9 protein-coding genes, 3 rRNA genes and 1 pseudogene are annotated in these 17,421 nt (G+C 67.2%); 6 read left to right on the top strand and 7 right to left on the bottom strand.

Annotation, left to right across the window (positions count from 1 at the left end):
- The first annotated feature begins 132 nt into the window (after window positions 1–132).
- The 5 genes and pseudogenes from RCR19_RS22300 (at window position 133) to RCR19_RS22280 (ending at window position 5,687) form a co-directional block, all read left to right on the top strand.
- Window positions 133–1,491 (top strand): glycerophosphoryl diester phosphodiesterase membrane domain-containing protein, encoded by a 1,359-nt coding sequence (locus tag RCR19_RS22300; protein ID WP_331266726.1) that lies wholly within the window; start codon window positions 133–135, stop codon window positions 1,489–1,491.
- A 4-nt stretch (window positions 1,492–1,495) separates the two neighbouring features.
- Window positions 1,496–2,200 (top strand): DUF4129 domain-containing protein, encoded by a 705-nt coding sequence (locus tag RCR19_RS22295; RefSeq protein WP_331266725.1) that lies wholly within the window; start codon window positions 1,496–1,498, stop codon window positions 2,198–2,200.
- Window positions 2,197–3,388, top strand: a pseudogene (locus RCR19_RS22290) (DUF4350 domain-containing protein). The gene RCR19_RS22295 and the pseudogene RCR19_RS22290 overlap by 4 nt, the downstream one beginning before the upstream one ends.
- Window positions 3,388–4,377, top strand: a complete 990-nt coding sequence (locus tag RCR19_RS22285; RefSeq protein ID WP_331269521.1) for a MoxR family ATPase — start codon at window positions 3,388–3,390, stop codon at window positions 4,375–4,377. Before RCR19_RS22290 ends, RCR19_RS22285 begins: the two are co-directional and overlap by 1 nt.
- Window positions 4,377–5,687 (top strand): DUF58 domain-containing protein, encoded by a 1,311-nt coding sequence (locus RCR19_RS22280; protein ID WP_331266724.1) that lies wholly within the window; start codon window positions 4,377–4,379, stop codon window positions 5,685–5,687. The genes RCR19_RS22285 and RCR19_RS22280 overlap by 1 nt, the downstream gene beginning before the upstream one ends.
- A gap of 125 nt (window positions 5,688–5,812) precedes the next feature.
- Here the strand turns inward: RCR19_RS22280 and rrf are convergent.
- The 4 genes from rrf to RCR19_RS22260 all read right to left on the bottom strand — a co-directional run bounded on the left by rrf (window position 5,813) and on the right by RCR19_RS22260 (window position 12,544).
- Window positions 5,813–5,929 (bottom strand): 5S ribosomal RNA (rrf, locus tag RCR19_RS22275).
- An 87-nt stretch (window positions 5,930–6,016) separates the two neighbouring features.
- Window positions 6,017–9,119: ribosomal RNA gene (locus tag RCR19_RS22270) — 23S ribosomal RNA — on the bottom strand.
- Window positions 9,120–9,431: 312 nt separating this feature from the next.
- Window positions 9,432–10,955: ribosomal RNA gene (locus RCR19_RS22265) — 16S ribosomal RNA — on the bottom strand.
- The 16S, 23S and 5S rRNA genes sit together here, the layout of an rRNA operon.
- Before the next feature lie 581 nt (window positions 10,956–11,536).
- Entirely contained in the window at window positions 11,537–12,544 is a 1,008-nt protein-coding gene (locus RCR19_RS22260) for a stage II sporulation protein M (protein ID WP_331266723.1), read from the bottom strand.
- Between the two features lie 119 nt (window positions 12,545–12,663).
- On the opposite strand from RCR19_RS22260, the gene RCR19_RS22255 reads away from it, so the two are divergent.
- Window positions 12,664–13,719: an RDD family protein gene (locus tag RCR19_RS22255; protein WP_331266722.1), complete on the top strand. Its 1,056-nt coding sequence runs from the start codon at window positions 12,664–12,666 to the stop codon at window positions 13,717–13,719.
- Between the two features lie 113 nt (window positions 13,720–13,832).
- Here RCR19_RS22255 and RCR19_RS22250 read toward each other — a convergent pair whose 3' ends face one another.
- The 3 genes from RCR19_RS22250 to RCR19_RS22240 form a co-directional block, all read right to left on the bottom strand.
- A complete protein-coding gene (locus tag RCR19_RS22250) occupies window positions 13,833–14,447 on the bottom strand; it encodes a hypothetical protein (RefSeq protein ID WP_331266721.1) in 615 nt (204 codons plus the stop codon).
- Between the two features lie 208 nt (window positions 14,448–14,655).
- Window positions 14,656–16,113, bottom strand: coding sequence for an adenosylhomocysteinase (ahcY, locus tag RCR19_RS22245; RefSeq protein ID WP_331266720.1), 1,458 nt, complete (start codon window positions 16,111–16,113; stop codon window positions 14,656–14,658).
- Window positions 16,114–16,383: 270 nt separating this feature from the next.
- Window positions 16,384–17,361 carry a cation diffusion facilitator family transporter gene (locus RCR19_RS22240; RefSeq protein ID WP_331266719.1) on the bottom strand — a complete coding sequence of 326 codons (978 nt, stop codon included), beginning with the start codon at window positions 17,359–17,361 and terminating at the stop codon, window positions 16,384–16,386.
- Window positions 17,362–17,421 lie beyond the last annotated feature (60 nt).

Here is a 17,421-nt window from a genome sequence, read left to right as displayed (position 1 = left end):
CTGCCCCGTACCCGGCCGACAATTGAAGGTATACAGCGGGCTCTCCCCCCGGTCCCCTGACGAACGCAGCGTGGCACGATGGCTGCCTACTGGCCGCCGCGTCCCGCGGACGGGCACCGTGAAGGAGCGATGATGGAAGACACTCCGGGCTGGGCCTCGCCCGGATCCGCCCCCTCCGACGGGCAGCAGCCGGACACCTCCGGCGCGCAGCCCCCGGGGCAGCCCTCGGACCAGGGCGGCGATCGGTCGCATGGCCCGAACTGGTCCAAGGAGCAGCCCCCGCCCGCCCAGTGGTCCGCTCCCCAGCCTCAGGGACAGCCCCAGGGGCCCGGCCAGGCGCCTCCGCCGCCTCCTCCCGGCCCGGGCTGGGGCGGCTACCCGCCCGCCGCTCCCGGCGGCTACGGAGGCCAGGGCGCCGGATACGGCGGCTGGGGCGGTCCCCAGCCGGGCTACGGCGGCGGCCACGGGGCCTGGGGAGGCAACTGGGGTCCGCCCCCCGCCGCCAAACCCGGAGTGATACCGCTGCGCCCGCTCGGCGTCGGCGAGATCCTCGACGGCGCCGTCTCGACCATGCGCACCCACTGGCGCACGGTGCTCGGCATTTCGCTGGCCGTCGCCGTGCTCACGGAGACGCTGGTCATCCTGCTGCAGAAGCTCGTCCTGAACGACAGCGCCACCGCGGACACCCTCAACGACCCCAACGCCTCCCTCAGCGAGGTGAGCCGCACTCTGGGCGGCGTGCTGGTGAGCTCCGGCGTCGTCTCGATCATCGCCCTGCTCGGGACGATCATCGCCACGGCCCTGCTCACCACCGTCACCAGCCGAGCCGTCCTCGGCAGGGCGGTGACCACCGCGGAGGCCTGGCGGGACGCCCGCCCGCAGTTGCTGCGGCTGCTGGGCCTCACACTGCTGCTGCCGCTCATCGCCTTCGTCATCATCGCCGTGGGCACACTGCCGGGCATCATCGTCGCGGTGAGCGCGTCGGTGCCCGTGGGCGTCGCGCTGGCCGTCGTCGGCGGAGTCGCCGGCGGTGTCGTCGCCCTGTGGCTCGTCATGCGCTTCTCGCTCGCCTCGCCCGCGCTGATGCTGGAGAAGCAGAGCATCCGCAAGTCGATGAGCCGCTCCGCGAAGCTGGTGCGCGGCTCCTGGTGGCGGGTCACCGGCATACAGGTGCTCGCCCAGATCATCGCGAGCATCGTGTCGTCGCTCGTCGTGGTCCCCTTCGCCATCCTCGCCGGAGCACTCGGCGGCAGCGGCTTCGGCGGCTTCCTCGACGGCACCGAGGCCGGCATCGGCTGGACGTTCCTCATCGTCAGCGGGATCGGCTCGGTGATCGGGCGTACGCTCTCCTTCCCGATCACCGCGGGCGTGACCGTGCTGCTCTACATCGACCAGCGCATCCGGCGCGAGGCCCTCGACCTCGACCTGGCCCGTGCGGCCGGCGTCCCGGAGCAGGGCTCCGCGGCCCCCGGCACCACCCCCGGGAGCTGATGCGGTGAGCCTGACGGGGGGAGTGCTCGAAGTCGTGCCGGTGCTTTGGCGCTCGGGCGACGAGCCACCGGTGACGATCCCGCGGGATCCGGCGCGGGAGGCGGCCCGGCGTGAGCTGGCCAAGCGGATGTACCACGAGAACGACCCGGGGCTGCTGCAGCGTGCTCTGAACGCCTTCTGGGACTGGGTCGAGCGGCTCTTCACCGCCGCCTCGACCGCGACGCCCGGTGGAGCGCTGGGGCTGGTCGTCATCGTCCTGGCGGTGCTGGCGGTTCTCGGGGCCCTGTGGTGGCGGCTGGGCACCCCCCAGCGCACGCCCACGGCCTCAGCGACGCTCTTCGACGACCGCCCCCGCAGTGCCGCCGAACATCGCGCGGCCGCCGAGGCACATGCCGCCCAGGGCCACTGGAGCCAGGCCGTCCAGGAACGCATGCGCGCCATCGTGCGCTCCCTGGAGGAACGCGCCCTGCTCGACGTTCGGCCCGGCCGCACCGCCGACGAAGCCGCCTCCGAGGCCGGCCGCGCCCTGCCCGGCCATGCGGACCGACTGCGCGCCGCGGCCCGCGACTTCGACGACGTCACATACGGCGGACGGTCCGCCGGCGAAGGAACGTACCGTCGGCTCGCCGACCTCGACGCCGATCTCGAGCGCACCCGGCCCGCGCCGGCCGCCACGGCCCTCGACGCCCGCCAGGGAGCCGCCGGATGACCATCGAGGCCCCACCCGCGTCCACCTCGGCCTCGCCCACCACCCGTCAGGTGTGGACCCGGGCGCGCGGTGTCCTGCTCGCCGTCGTGCTGCTCCTGGTCGGCGCGGTCGTGATCGCCGTCGTCCGCTCCGACGCCCATCACGGCCGTCTGGACCCGCGGTCCGCCGACCCGTACGGCAGCCGGGCCGTCGCCGCCCTGCTCGCCGACCGGGGTGTGTCCACCCGCGTCGTCACCACCCTCGCCGAGGCGCGTGATGCGGCCGGCTCCGACACCACGCTCCTGATCGCCGTGCCCGATCAGTTGACGAGCCGTCAACAGCGGGTGGTGCGCAAGGCGATGGAGGGCTCCGGCGGTCGCACGGTCCTCGTCACCCCCACGGCCTCGGTCCGCACGCTCGCCCCCGGGATCTCGCCCGATCCCGCCGTCGCCTTCGCCTCGACGCTGGAACCGGACTGCGCACTGCCCGCGGCCCGGCGAGCGGGCACGGCCGACACGGGCGGAGTCCGCTACGTGACGAACGCGGCGGGCGCCGACATCTGCTACCCCAGCGACGGGCTGCCCACCCTGGTGCGCCTCCCGGCCGCCTCGGGGGGCGGCGACAGCCGTCGTCCTCGGATCGCCGGACATCCTCTACAACAACCGTCTCGACGAGGGCGGCAACGCTTCGCTCGCCCTCCAACTGCTCGGCTCCCGCCCGCATATGGTCTGGTACCTCCCCTCGTTCTCCGACCCCTCGGCCACGGATTCCGGCCGTAAGAGCTTCTTCGACCTGCTGCCCTCGGGATGGCTCTGGGGCACGCTGCAGCTCTTTGTCGCCGCGGCACTCGCCGCGCTCTGGCGGGCACGCCGACTCGGCCCGCTGGTCCCCGAAAAACTCCCCGTGGCGATCCGTGCCTCCGAAGCCGTCGAAGGCCGCGCTCGCCTCTACCGCAAGGCCAATGCCCGCGACCGCGCGGCCACCGCCCTGCGCTCCGCAACCCGCACCCGCCTCGCCCCTCTTGTGGGCGTCCCGCTCGCCCAGGCACACACGCCCGAGGTCCTGCTCCCCGCGCTGTCCGCTCACCTCCACGGCGACGGACCGTCCTTGCACTCCCTGCTCTTCGGCCCGCCGCCCGGCGACGACGCGGCCCTGATCTCCCTCGCCGACCAACTTGACGCCCTCGAAAGTGAGGTACGCCGTCCATGATGGACCCGACCACTGACAACGCCGGGTACACAGGGGACGCGGGCACGGCCCGCCCCTCGCTGGAGGCCCTGCGCGCCGAGATCGCCAAAGCCGTGGTCGGCCAGGACCCCGCCGTGACCGGTCTCGTCGTCGCACTCCTGTGCCGTGGCCACGTCCTTCTCGAAGGAGTGCCCGGAGTCGCCAAGACGCTGCTCGTCCGGGCCCTCGCGTCCGCCCTCGAAATCGAGACCAAGCGCGTCCAGTTCACGCCCGACCTGATGCCGAGCGACATCACGGGCTCCCTCGTCTACGACGCCAGGACCGCCGAGTTCTCGTTCCAACCGGGCCCGGTCTTCACCAACCTGCTGCTCGCCGACGAGATCAACCGCACGCCGCCGAAGACCCAGTCGTCCCTCCTCGAAGCGATGGAGGAGCGCCAGGTCACGGTCGACGGCACCCCGCGCCCCCTCCCGGAGCCGTTCCTGGTGGCGGCGACGCAGAACCCGGTCGAGTACGAGGGCACGTATCCGCTGCCGGAAGCCCAGTTGGACCGCTTTCTGCTCAAGCTGACCGTGCCGCTGCCGTCCCGGCAGGACGAGATCGACGTCATCACCCGGCACGCCGCGGGCTTCAACCCCCGTGATCTGCGCGCCGCCGGCGTACGCCCGGTGGCGGGTCCAGCCGATCTCGAGGCCGCACGCGCCGCCGTCGCGAAGACGACGGTCTCCCCGGAAATCGCCGCCTACGTCGTGGACATCTGCCGTGCCACCCGCGAGTCCCCGTCCCTCACCCTCGGGGTGTCGCCCCGAGGCGCGACGGCACTGCTGTCCACCGCACGCGCCTGGGCCTGGCTGACGGGCCGTGACTACGTCACCCCCGACGACGTGAAGGCGTTGGCCCTCCCGACGCTCCGTCACCGCATCCAACTGCGCCCCGAGGCGGAGATGGAGGGCGTGACCGCCGACTCCGTCATCAACGCGATCCTCACCCACGTCCCCGTGCCCCGCTGATGGCGCTCACCGGACGCGCCGCCCTGCTTGCGGCACTCGGCACCCTCCCGGTAGGCATCTGGGAACCGGGCTGGACGGGCATCCTCGCCGTCAACGGCCCGCTCGCACTGGCGTGCGCCTGCGACTTCGCGCTGGCCGCACCGGTGCGCCGGCTCGGTCTGACCCGCTCCGGCGACACCTCGGTACGCCTGGGCGAATCCGTCGACGTGACGCTCACCGTCACCAACCCCTCGGGTCGCCCGCTGCGGGCCCGAGTGCGGGACGCCTGGCCGCCGAGCAGTTGGGAGCCAGGGACCGAGAAGGCCGCGTCCCGCCACGGTCTGACGGTCCCTCCGGGGGAGCGCCGTCGCCTGACGACCCGTCTGCGGCCCACCCGTCGCGGCGACCGGCAGGCGGACCGCGTCACGATCCGCTCCTACGGTCCGCTCGGCCTCTTCGCCCGCCAGGGCACCCACAAGGTCCCCTGGACCGTCCGGGTCCTGCCGCCCTTCACCAGCCGCAAGCACCTTCCTTCCAAGCTGGCCCGCCTCCGCGAACTGGACGGTCGCACGAGCGTGTTGACCCGCGGCGAGGGCACCGAGTTCGACAGTCTGCGCGACTACGTTCCCGGGGACGACACCCGCTCCATCGACTGGCGCGCGACAGCGCGCCAGTCGACCGTCGCGGTACGCACCTGGCGCCCGGAACGGGACCGCCACATCCTGCTCGTCCTGGACACGGGCCGCACCTCGGCCGGACGCGTCGGTGACGCCCCGCGCCTGGACGCAGCCATGGACGCGGCACTGCTGCTGGCCGCCCTGGCGTCCCGTGCCGGCGACCGCGTGGACCTGCTCGCCTACGACCGCCGGGTACGGGCCCTGGTGCAGGGCCGCGCCGCGCGCGAAGTCCTGCCGTCCCTGGTCAACGCCATGGCGACGCTGGAGCCGGAACTCGTGGAGACGGACGCACGGGGTCTGGCGGCCACCGCTCTCCGCAGTGCACCACGCAGCTCTCTGATCGTCCTCCTGACCACGCTCGACACGGCACCCGTCGAGGAGGGACTCCTCCCCGTGCTGTCCCAACTCACCCAGCGCCACACGGTACTGCTCGCTTCGGTGGCCGATCCGCACATCGCCGGCATGGCGACGGCCCGGGGTGACACGGACGCGGTGTACGAGGCGGCCGCGGCGGCCCAGGCCCAGGCGGAACGCACACGGACGGCCGAACAGCTCCACCGCCGGGGGGTCACCGTCGTGGACGCGACTCCCTCGGAACTGGCGCCGGCACTCGCCGACGCCTATCTCGCGCTCAAGGCCGCGGGTCGTCTCTGAATTCTTGTCAAGGGTTTCGCATCAAGGGCGGAGGGGGAGTCCGGACTCCCCTGAAACCCGGCACCCAAAGGGCCCGGAAACGCGGAAAACCCCGTACCAACGGTACGGGGTTTCCCTCACAATTTGTTCGGCGGTGTCCTACTCTCCCACAGGGTCCCCCCTGCAGTACCATCGGCGCTGAAAGGCTTAGCTTCCGGGTTCGGAATGTAACCGGGCGTTTCCCTCACGCTATGACCACCGAAACACTATGAAACAGAACGCCACACCACCCACAACAATGGGCGGGGCTGTTCGTGGTTTCAGAACCAACACAGTGGACGCGAGCCTCTATGGACAAGCCCTCGGCCTATTAGTACCGGTCACCTCCACACGTTACCGTGCTTCCAGATCCGGCCTATCAACCCAGTCGTCTACTGGGAGCCTTACCCCATCAAGTGGGTGGGAGTCCTCATCTCGAAGCAGGCTTCCCGCTTAGATGCTTTCAGCGGTTATCCCTCCCGAACGTAGCCAACCAGCCATGCCCTTGGCAGAACAACTGGCACACCAGAGGTTCGTCCGTCCCGGTCCTCTCGTACTAGGGACAGCCCTTCTCAAGACTCCTACGCGCACAGCGGATAGGGACCGAACTGTCTCACGACGTTCTAAACCCAGCTCGCGTACCGCTTTAATGGGCGAACAGCCCAACCCTTGGGACCGACTCCAGCCCCAGGATGCGACGAGCCGACATCGAGGTGCCAAACCATCCCGTCGATATGGACTCTTGGGGAAGATCAGCCTGTTATCCCCGGGGTACCTTTTATCCGTTGAGCGACGGCGCTTCCACAAGCCACCGCCGGATCACTAGTCCCGACTTTCGTCCCTGCTCGACCCGTCGGTCTCACAGTCAAGCTCCCTTGTGCACTTACACTCAACACCTGATTGCCAACCAGGCTGAGGGAACCTTTGGGCGCCTCCGTTACCCTTTAGGAGGCAACCGCCCCAGTTAAACTACCCATCAGACACTGTCCCCGATCCGGATCACGGACCCGGGTTAGACATCCAGCACGACCAGACTGGTATTTCAACGACGACTCCACCTGAACTGGCGTCCAAGCTTCACAGTCTCCCAGCTATCCTACACAAGCCGAACCGAACACCAATATCAAACTGTAGTAAAGGTCCCGGGGTCTTTCCGTCCTGCTGCGCGAAACGAGCATCTTTACTCGTAGTGCAATTTCACCGGGCCTATGGTTGAGACAGTCGAGAAGTCGTTACGCCATTCGTGCAGGTCGGAACTTACCCGACAAGGAATTTCGCTACCTTAGGATGGTTATAGTTACCACCGCCGTTTACTGGCGCTTAAGTTCTCAGCTTCGCCCACCCGAAAGTGAGCTAACCGGTCCCCTTAACGTTCCAGCACCGGGCAGGCGTCAGTCCGTATACATCGCCTTACGGCTTCGCACGGACCTGTGTTTTTAGTAAACAGTCGCTTCTCGCTGGTCTCTGCGGCCACCCCCAGCTCGAGCAGCACGTGCTCTCACCAGATGTGGCCCCCCTTCTCCCGAAGTTACGGGGGCATTTTGCCGAGTTCCTTAACCATAGTTCACCCGAACGCCTCGGTATTCTCTACCAGACCACCTGAGTCGGTTTAGGGTACGGGCCGCCATGAAACTCGCTAGAGGCTTTTCTCGACAGCATAGGATCATCCACTTCACCACAATCGGCTCGGCATCAGGTCTCAGCCACAAGTGCAACGGATTTACCTATCACACGGCCTACACCCTTACCCCGGGACAACCACCGCCCGGGATGGACTACCTTCCTGCGTCACCCCATCACTCACCTACTACCACCTTGGACCGGCGGCTCCACCACTCCCCTTCACCCGAAGGATCCAGGACGGCTTCACGGCCTTAGCATCAGAAGGTTCGATGTTTGACGCTTCACAGCGGGTACCGGAATATCAACCGGTTATCCATCGACTACGCCTGTCGGCCTCGCCTTAGGTCCCGACTTACCCTGGGCAGATCAGCTTGACCCAGGAACCCTTAGTCAATCGGCGCACACGTTTCCCACGTGTGAATCGCTACTCATGCCTGCATTCTCACTCGTCAACCGTCCACAACTACCTTCCGGTGCTGCTTCACCCGGCAGACGACGCTCCCCTACCCATCACAACACCCGTTAGGGCTATATGCTGCAATGACACGACTTCGGCGGTACGCTTGAGCCCCGCTACATTGTCGGCGCGGAATCACTAGACCAGTGAGCTATTACGCACTCTTTCAAGGGTGGCTGCTTCTAAGCCAACCTCCTGGTTGTCTGTGCGACTCCACATCCTTTCCCACTTAGCGTACGCTTAGGGGCCTTAGTCGATGCTCTGGGCTGTTTCCCTCTCGACCATGGAGCTTATCCCCCACAGTCTCACTGCCGCGCTCTCACTTACCGGCATTCGGAGTTTGGCTAAGGTCAGTAACCCGGTAGGGCCCATCGCCTATCCAGTGCTCTACCTCCGGCAAGAAACACACGACGCTGCACCTAAATGCATTTCGGGGAGAACCAGCTATCACGGAGTTTGATTGGCCTTTCACCCCTAACCACAGGTCATCCCCCAGGTTTTCAACCCTGGTGGGTTCGGTCCTCCACGAAGTCTTACCTCCGCTTCAACCTGCCCATGGCTAGATCACTCCGCTTCGGGTCTTGAGCGTGCTACTCCAACGCCCTATTCGGACTCGCTTTCGCTACGGCTACCCCACACGGGTTAACCTCGCAACACACCGCAAACTCGCAGGCTCATTCTTCAAAAGGCACGCAGTCACACCAAAGTGCTCCCACGGCTTGTAGGCACACGGTTTCAGGTACTATTTCACTCCCCTCCCGGGGTACTTTTCACCATTCCCTCACGGTACTATCCGCTATCGGTCACCAGGGAATATTTAGGCTTAGCGGGTGGTCCCGCCAGATTCACACGGGATTTCTCGGGCCCCGTGCTACTTGGGTATCTTCCAAACGAGCCGCTGACGTTTCGACTACGGGGGTCTTACCCTCTACGCCGGACCTTTCGCATGTCCTTCGTCTACATCAACGGTTTCTGACTCGTCCCACGGCCGGCAGACCGCAGAAGAAAGAACCCACAACCCCGCACACGCAACCCCTGCCGGGTCTCACACGTATACGGTTTGGCCTCATCCGGTTTCGCTCGCCACTACTCCCGGAATCACGGTTGTTTTCTCTTCCTGAGGGTACTGAGATGTTTCACTTCCCCTCGTTCCCTCCACACTGCCTATGAGTTCAGCAGCGGGTGACAGCCCATGACGACTGCCGGGTTTCCCCATTCGGAAACCCCCGGATCAAAGCCTGGTTGACGACTCCCCGGGGACTATCGCGGCCTCCCACGTCCTTCATCGGTTCCTGGTGCCAAGGCATCCACCGTGCGCCCTTAAAAACTTGGCCACAGATGCTCGCGTCCACTGTGCAGTTCTCAAACAACGACCAACCACCCATCACCCCGGACCACGATCCGAGTTCACTGGGGTCGGCGCCGAAGGACGACCAAACGGCCGCACCCTCAGACACCCAACAGCGCGCCCGACCCGAACCCGTCCGAAGATCATGCGTTCCACGCTCTCTCACGAGCAGTACTAGCAGCCCCCGACCCGAGGTCCAGACCGAATAGTCAACGTTCCACCCATGAGCAACCAGCACCGGACGTTCGCCGATGTACTGGCCTCTGACCAACCGAAGTTGGTAAGAAGTGCTCCTTAGAAAGGAGGTGATCCAGCCGCACCTTCCGGTACGGCTACCTTGTTACGACTTCGTCCCAATCGCCAGTCCCACCTTCGACAGCTCCCTCCCCGAGGGGTTGGGCCACCGGCTTCGGGTGTTACCGACTTTCGTGACGTGACGGGCGGTGTGTACAAGGCCCGGGAACGTATTCACCGCAGCAATGCTGATCTGCGATTACTAGCGACTCCGACTTCATGGGGTCGAGTTGCAGACCCCAATCCGAACTGAGACCGGCTTTTTGAGATTCGCTCCACCTCACGGTATCGCAGCTCATTGTACCGGCCATTGTAGCACGTGTGCAGCCCAAGACATAAGGGGCATGATGACTTGACGTCGTCCCCACCTTCCTCCGAGTTGACCCCGGCGGTCTCCCGTGAGTCCCCAGCACCACAAGGGCCTGCTGGCAACACGGGACAAGGGTTGCGCTCGTTGCGGGACTTAACCCAACATCTCACGACACGAGCTGACGACAGCCATGCACCACCTGTACACCGACCACAAGGGGGCACCCATCTCTGGATGTTTCCGGTGTATGTCAAGCCTTGGTAAGGTTCTTCGCGTTGCGTCGAATTAAGCCACATGCTCCGCCGCTTGTGCGGGCCCCCGTCAATTCCTTTGAGTTTTAGCCTTGCGGCCGTACTCCCCAGGCGGGGCACTTAATGCGTTAGCTGCGGCACCGACGACGTGGAATGTCGCCAACACCTAGTGCCCACCGTTTACGGCGTGGACTACCAGGGTATCTAATCCTGTTCGCTCCCCACGCTTTCGCTCCTCAGCGTCAGTAATGGCCCAGAGATCCGCCTTCGCCACCGGTGTTCCTCCTGATATCTGCGCATTTCACCGCTACACCAGGAATTCCGATCTCCCCTACCACACTCTAGCCTGCCCGTATCGACTGCAGACCCGGAGTTAAGCCCCGGGCTTTCACAATCGACGCGACAAGCCGCCTACGAGCTCTTTACGCCCAATAATTCCGGACAACGCTTGCGCCCTACGTATTACCGCGGCTGCTGGCACGTAGTTAGCCGGCGCTTCTTCTGCAGGTACCGTCACTTTCGCTTCTTCCCTGCTGAAAGAGGTTTACAACCCGAAGGCCGTCATCCCTCACGCGGCGTCGCTGCATCAGGCTTTCGCCCATTGTGCAATATTCCCCACTGCTGCCTCCCGTAGGAGTCTGGGCCGTGTCTCAGTCCCAGTGTGGCCGGTCGCCCTCTCAGGCCGGCTACCCGTCGTCGCCTTGGTGAGCCGTTACCTCACCAACAAGCTGATAGGCCGCGGGCTCATCCTGCACCGCCGGAGCTTTCCAACCTCCCAGATGCCCGGGAGGCTCGTATCCGGTATTAGACCCCGTTTCCAGGGCTTGTCCCAGAGTGCAGGGCAGATTGCCCACGTGTTACTCACCCGTTCGCCACTAATCCACCCCGAAGGGCTTCATCGTTCGACTTGCATGTGTTAAGCACGCCGCCAGCGTTCGTCCTGAGCCAGGATCAAACTCTCCGTGAATGTTTACCGGATATCCGGTCGAACACCACGAGAGCGGAACCAGGAGAAGGAATAATCCCCCCGGTCCACAGCGTCCTCGCTGTGTTATTTCAAAGGAACCTCGCCCCGATCAAACCGACCGGAGACGGGGTATCAACATATCTGGCGTTGACTTTTGGCACGCTGTTGAGTTCTCAAGGAACGGACGCTTCCTTCGTACTCACCCTCTCGGGCTTTCCTCCGGGCGCTTCCCTTCGGTGTTTCCGACTCTATCAGACCATTTCGCGATCCGATTTCCTCGGTGCTTTCCAGGTTTACGCTCTCGCGTTTCCCTTTCCGGCGGATCCGACTTTATCAGAGTTTTCGGAGCCGATTGACCGGCGACCTTTTCCTGAATCATCGGGATTGGCTTCCCGGGATCAATGCCCCGGAAGCGGCTAGACGCTCACCGTCGCCAGGTGGACCATGCCACCTCTAGGCAACTGTTCGAATCTACCTCCCCACTCGTGCCGTGTCAACAGCTCTCGTGGGGCGAAGAGGAGACTAGCAGGCCAACGCGGGGAGACGCACATCCGGCGGGGCCGGTCACCCGGCTGATCGGGTCACGCCGCCGTCGGCACCGTCGCGCTGCGTTCGGCCGCTGCCAGGTCGCCGGTGTCCCCGGCCCTCGCCGCCCGGCCGCCGAGGACGAAGACGTACGTGAGGAAGGCCAGCTCGGCGACGATGCCGATGCCGATGCGGGCCCAGGTCGGAAGCCCGGACGGGGTCACGAAGCCTTCGATGGCCCCCGAGACGAACAGGACCAGCGCCAGGCCGATCGCCATGCCCAGGGCCGCCCGGCCTTCCTCGGCGAGTGCGGTGCGCCGAGAGCGGGGTCCGGGGTCGATCAGTGTCCAGCCGAGGCGCAGGCCCGTGCCGGCGGCCACGAAGACCGCCGTCAGTTCCAGAAGGCCGTGTGGAAGGACGAGGCCCAAGAAGGTGTCCAGTCGGCCCGCGGAGGACATCAGGCCGATGCCCACCCCCAGGTTCAGCATGTTCTCGAGGAGGATGTAGAGGACCGGGAGCCCCAGGAAGATCCCGAGTACCAGGCACAGAGCCGTGGCCTGGGCGTTGTTCGTCCACACCTGCGCCGCGAAGGAGGCCGCGGGATGGCTGGAGTAGTACGTCTCGTACTCGCCGCCGGGGCGCGTCAAGGTGCGCAGGTTGGCGGGCGCCCCGATCGCCGCCTGGACCTCGGGGTGGGTGCCTATCCACCAGCCGAGGAGCGCCGCCACCGCCGTGGAGATCAGTGCCGTGGGTACCCACCAGTGCCGCGAACGGTAGACCGCGGCGGGAAAACCGTGGGCGAGGAACCGCGTGACATCGCGCCACGAGGCTCGGCGTGTGCCGGTGACGGCACTGCGTGCACGGGCCACCAGCTGGCTGAGCCGGCCCGTGAGCTGGGGGTCCGGTGCGCTGGACTGGATCACGGAGAGATGGGTGGCGGTGCGCTGGTAGAGGACGACGAGTTCGTCCGCCTCGGATCCGTTCAGCCGGCGCCGCCGTCGGAGCAGGGTGTCGAGACGGTCCCACTCGGCGCGGTGGGTGGACACGAACACGTCGAGGTCCATGGGATGGGCTGCTCCTCGTCCTCTCGAACTGTGTGTCAGCTTGTCGTACTGCGGCGCGATGCGCCCTCAGCTTGGCAGACTGGCGTACCTCGGGGCAGGCCAGGGGAAGGACGACGAGCGTGAGTGAGCTAGTGACGGGCGAGGCGGTGGCGCTGGAACTGCGCCCTGCGAAGCTGCCGAGCCGGGTGCTGGCGGTGCTGCTCGACCTGGCGGTGGCGATGACCGTCTACATCCTCGTGACGATCGGGCTGGTCACGGCCACATCGGGTCTGGACGACGCCGCGCAGACCGCGCTGTCGATCACGACCTTCGTGCTCCTGCTCGTGGGCGGTCCGATCGCGGTGGAGACGCTCAGCCACGGTCGTTCGCTCGGCAAGCTGGCATGCGGACTGCGGGTGGTGCGGGACGACGGGGGGCCGATCAGGTTCCGGCACGCGTTGGTCCGGGGTGCGGTCGGTGTGATCGAGATCCTGATGACCTTCGGGGTCATCGCCTGCATCGCCTCGCTCGTGTCCGCGCGGGGCCGGCGCCTCGGTGACGTGTTCGCGGGCACGCTGGTCGTGCGGGAGAGGGTGCCGGCGGGACGCGCGGGCCTCGTGCCCCCGCCGCCCCCGTGGCTGGCCGGACGGTTCTCCCAGCTGGACCTCTCGGCGGTGCCGGACGGGCTGTGGCTGGCGATCAGGCAGTACCTGACGCGGATGCAGCAGCTGGATCCGCAGGTGGGCTGGTCGATGGCGGAACGTCTCGCCTCGGACCTCACCGCGTACACGGGGACGCCTGCGCCGCACGGGATTCCCGCGGGGGCGTATCTGGCGGCGGTCATGCAGGAGCGGCAGGCCCGGGAGGCGCGCCGCGCGTTCGGAGGTCCGGCGGCGGGCGGGCATCCGTCGGCCCCGGTCGTCGGCGGCGGGTATCAGGCGCCGCAGCAGTGGACCACCCCCGCTCCCTCGTCCAAAGCGGCGACCTGGCCGGCATCCGCAGCCGCGGGGAGCTCCTGGTCCGCGCCGGACACGACCACCGGCGACGACCGGCTCGGGGCACCGGGACAGGCGCAGCCGTACGCCCACCCCGGGCCCGGGCCCTCGGCTCCCGGCACCCCGCGGGACGGGGAGCCCTCGGTGGTGCGTGCCGAGCCGTCGGAGCACCGCGGCACGGGATTCGCGCCCCCCGCGTAGCCGGCGGTCGGGACCGGTCTCCGGAGTCGGGTGTTCGTATGCCCCGCCCCGGCCCTCTGGACGCGCCCGGGCCCGCTTCGCCCGTCCTCACGACCGCCGCGGCGCCCTTCGCGTCACATGGACTCGGACGGCGGCGACTCGAGGTGTTCCAGCTCGATGCCGGGCGCCGCGAGCACCACGTCGCCGGAGATGTGGACGGTGTGCCGCTCCCCCGTGTCCAGGGCTGTGACCTGGTATTCATCCACGATCAGGGGGGCGTTGTCAGTGGCGTGTGCTTCTCTTTCGACCAGAGCCCAGGACTGGTCCACGGTGCGGGGGGCGAGGACCGGATCCGTGAAGGCGACGAGGCGTACGCGCGTCGCGGAGGACGAGGGGGTGAGGCGCAGCAGTCGGGCGGTGGCGACGAGGAAGGCCGGAGACGTGCCGGTGAAGGCGTGGGCGCTGACATTCCCTTCGGTTGCCTGGGTGCCGGCGGGGTCGGTGCGGACCCAGGTCACGCCGTCGAGAGCGGCGCCACGTACCTGCCAGCTCGCGGCATGCAGTTCGAGGCGGATGGGACGGCCGAGTTCGTCGAGGGCGAGGTCGACGGAACCGACGTGGTCGCCGGCAGGGGACGTCAGCTGGGAGACGTAGCGCCACCCGGACGGGCCGGGCGCGCAGTGGAAGTGTTCCTCGGCGAGGAGGGTGTGGTCGTGCGGGTCATGGAGCGAATATCGGCCGCGGGGCATGGACGTCCTGGGTCGTGACGGACTGGTCCGGCCAGTCTGCCTGGTCGGACCAAAGGGGCAGGCCCCCGGCACGGGGGTGCGGGGGCCTGCCTCGGTACCTGCTGCTGGTGGGGCACGTCAGTGCACGGACGTGCTCACCTCGTGGCTCGCCGCTGGTGCGCGCACACCGCCGGTCGATGGGGTGCGCGCCTGCCGGCGGCGTACGTGATCAGTAGCGGTAGTGGTCCGACTTGAAGGGGCCTTCGACGTCGACGCCGATGTACGCCGCCTGCTCGGGGCGGAGCTTGGTGAGCTTCACGCCGAGCGCGTCCAGGTGGAGCCGGGCGACCTTCTCGTCGAGGTGCTTGGGCAGCGTGTAGACGCCGGTGGGGTACGCGTCGGGCTTGGTGAACAGCTCGATCTGGGCCAGCGTCTGGTCCGCGAAGGAGTTGGACATCACGAACGACGGGTGACCGGTGGCGTTGCCCAGGTTCAGCAGGCGGCCCTCGGACAGAACGATGATCTTCTTGCCGTCGGGGAAGGTCCAGGTGTGGACCTGCGGCTTGACCTCGTCCTTGACGATGCTGGGGACCTTGGCGAGACCGGCCATGTCGATCTCGTTGTCGAAGTGGCCGATGTTGCCCACGATCGCCTGGTGCTTCATCTTGGCCATGTCCGCGGCCATGATGATGTCCTTGTTGCCGGTCGTGGTCACGAAGATGTCGGCCTTGTCGATGACCTCGTCGAGGGTCGTGACCTGGTAGCCGTCCATGGCCGCCTGCAGCGCGCAGATCGGGTCGATCTCGGTGACGATTACACGGGCGCCCTGTCCGCGCAGGGACTCGGCGCAGCCCTTGCCCACGTCGCCGTAGCCGCAGACCACGGCGGTCTTGCCGCCGATGAGGACGTCGGTGGCCCGGTTGATGCCGTCGATCAGGGAGTGGCGGCAGCCGTACTTGTTGTCGAACTTCGACTTGGTGACGGCGTCGTTGACGTTGATCGCCGGGAACAGGAGGACGCCGTCGCGCTGCATCTCGTACAGGCGGTGGACGCCGGTCGTGGTCTCCTCGGTGACGCCGCGGATCTCCGAAGCCAGCTGGGTCCACTTCTGGGGGTCCTCGCCCAGGGTGCGGTGGAGCAGCTGAAGGATGACGCGGTGCTCGTCGGACTCGGCGGTGTCGATCGCCGGGACCTTGCCGTCCTTCTCGTACTCGACGCCCTTGTGGACGAGGAGGGTGGCGTCACCGCCGTCGTCGAGGATCATGTTCGGGCCGCCGGTGGGGCTGTCCGGCCAGGTCAGCGCCTGCTCGGTGCACCACCAGTACTCCTCCAGCGTCTCGCCCTTCCAGGCGAAGACGGGGATGCCCTGGGGGTTGTCGGCGGTGCCGTTCGGGCCGACGGCGATGGCGGCGGCCGCGTGGTCCTGGGTGGAGAAGATGTTGCAGGAGGCCCAGCGGACCTGCGCGCCCAGGGCCACCAGCGTCTCGATGAGCACGGCGGTCTGAACGGTCATGTGCAGGGAGCCGGTGACGCGGGCGCCGGCCAGCGGCTGCGTCTCGGCGTACTCCTTGCGGATCGCCATCAGGCCGGGCATCTCGTGCTCGGCGAGGGTGATCTCCTTGCGGCCGAACTCGGCCAGGGAGAGGTCGGCGACCTTGAAGTCCTGTCGGCTGTCGACAGTCGTCATTACGAGCTGCTCCTCGGGGTTGGGGCGAGGTGGGTACGGCTGGTCTGCGCGGCGGCGGACACAGGGGTGCCCGAAGAGGACACAGGCATGCCCACGTGCGCGCAGCGCAGTCCGTCGGAGGCCCTCTCTCCCTCGGCCGGTTCCCGGAGGCACCGCCCGACCGCCATCAGCAGCGACGTCTGGCTCGGCTTCCAAGCTACACCGGGCGGCCCCGGGCTCCCCAGTCCGCCTCCAAAGACGTCCGGATCCCGTGCCGCCGCGGCGGCCGACTCAGTGACCGGCGACCTGTCCCGGTCCGCCGGGCGTCGCCTCGGGATCCGCGCCCTTGGCCGCCTCCGCCTCGCTGTAGATGTCGGGTTCCAGGTAGATGACGCGGGCGATCGGGACGGCGGCGCGGATGCGGGCCTCGGCGGCGTTGATCGCCGAGGCGACCTCCGCCGCCGTGTCGTCGTGCTTGACGTCGATCTTGGCGGCCACCAGCAGTTCCTCGGGGCCGAGGTGGAGCGTGCGCATGTGGATGATGCGGGGGACCGTGTCGCCGTCGACGATCGCGGCCTCGATCTCCTTGACCACCTCGGCGCCCGCGGCCTCGCCCAGGAGCAGCGACTTGGTCTCGGCGGCGAGCACGAGGGCGATCAGCACCAGCAGCGCGCCGATGCAGACGGTGCCGATGCCGTCCCAGATGCCGTCGCCGGTGAGCAGCGAGATACCGACACCGCCGAGGGCGAGTACGAGACCGATCAGCGCACCGAAGTCCTCCAGGAGGACGACCGGAAGCTCGGGCGCCTTGGCCCGGCGGATGAACTGCGCCCAGGACAGCTTGCCGCGCAGTTCGTTGGATTCCTTTATGGCGGTACGGAAGGAGAATCCCTCGGCGATGATCGCGAAGACGAGCACGCCCACCGGCCAGTACCAGTGCTCGACCTCGTGCGGGTGGCTGATCTTTTCGATGCCCTCGTAGATGGCGAACATGCCACCGACCGTGAACAGGACGATCGAGACGAGGAAGGCGTAGATGTAACGCTCGCGTCCGTAGCCGAAGGGATGCTGCGGCGTGGCCTCGCGCTGGGCCCGCTTGCCGCCGATCAGCAGCAGGAACTGGTTTCCGGAGTCGGCGAGTGAGTGGACGCCCTCGGCGAGCATCGACGATGAGCCACTGAAGGCGAACGCCACGAACTTCGATGCCGCGATCGCGAGGTTGGCGCCGAGTGCCGCCACGATCGCCCTGGTGCCGCCTGACGCGCTCATATGTTCGCGTTGTCCCTTCGTAGCCGTCCCGCCCCGGACCCACGCATCCTTGCGTACACC

Origin of the sequence: Streptomyces sp. WAC07094 (assembly GCF_036320405.1) — a bacterium.
In the GTDB taxonomy this organism is placed as follows: domain Bacteria; phylum Actinomycetota; class Actinomycetes; order Streptomycetales; family Streptomycetaceae; genus Streptomyces; species Streptomyces lannensis.
The sequence above is the reverse complement of the archived record's forward strand: the minus strand, read 5'-3'. Positions and strand labels throughout refer to the sequence as shown.

Coding starts and splice junctions, on each gene's coding strand:
- RCR19_RS22285 (WP_331269521.1), top strand. CDS start 3,388: ATGGACCCGACCACTGACAACGCCGGGTACACAGGGGACGCGGGCACG.
- RCR19_RS22260 (WP_331266723.1), bottom strand. CDS start 12,544: ATGGACCTCGACGTGTTCGTGTCCACCCACCGCGCCGAGTGGGACCGT.
- RCR19_RS22300 (WP_331266726.1), top strand. CDS start 133: ATGGAAGACACTCCGGGCTGGGCCTCGCCCGGATCCGCCCCCTCCGAC.
- RCR19_RS22250 (WP_331266721.1), bottom strand. CDS start 14,447: ATGCCCCGCGGCCGATATTCGCTCCATGACCCGCACGACCACACCCTC.
- RCR19_RS22280 (WP_331266724.1), top strand. CDS start 4,377: ATGGCGCTCACCGGACGCGCCGCCCTGCTTGCGGCACTCGGCACCCTC.
- ahcY (WP_331266720.1), bottom strand. CDS start 16,113: ATGACGACTGTCGACAGCCGACAGGACTTCAAGGTCGCCGACCTCTCC.
- RCR19_RS22240 (WP_331266719.1), bottom strand. CDS start 17,361: ATGAGCGCGTCAGGCGGCACCAGGGCGATCGTGGCGGCACTCGGCGCC.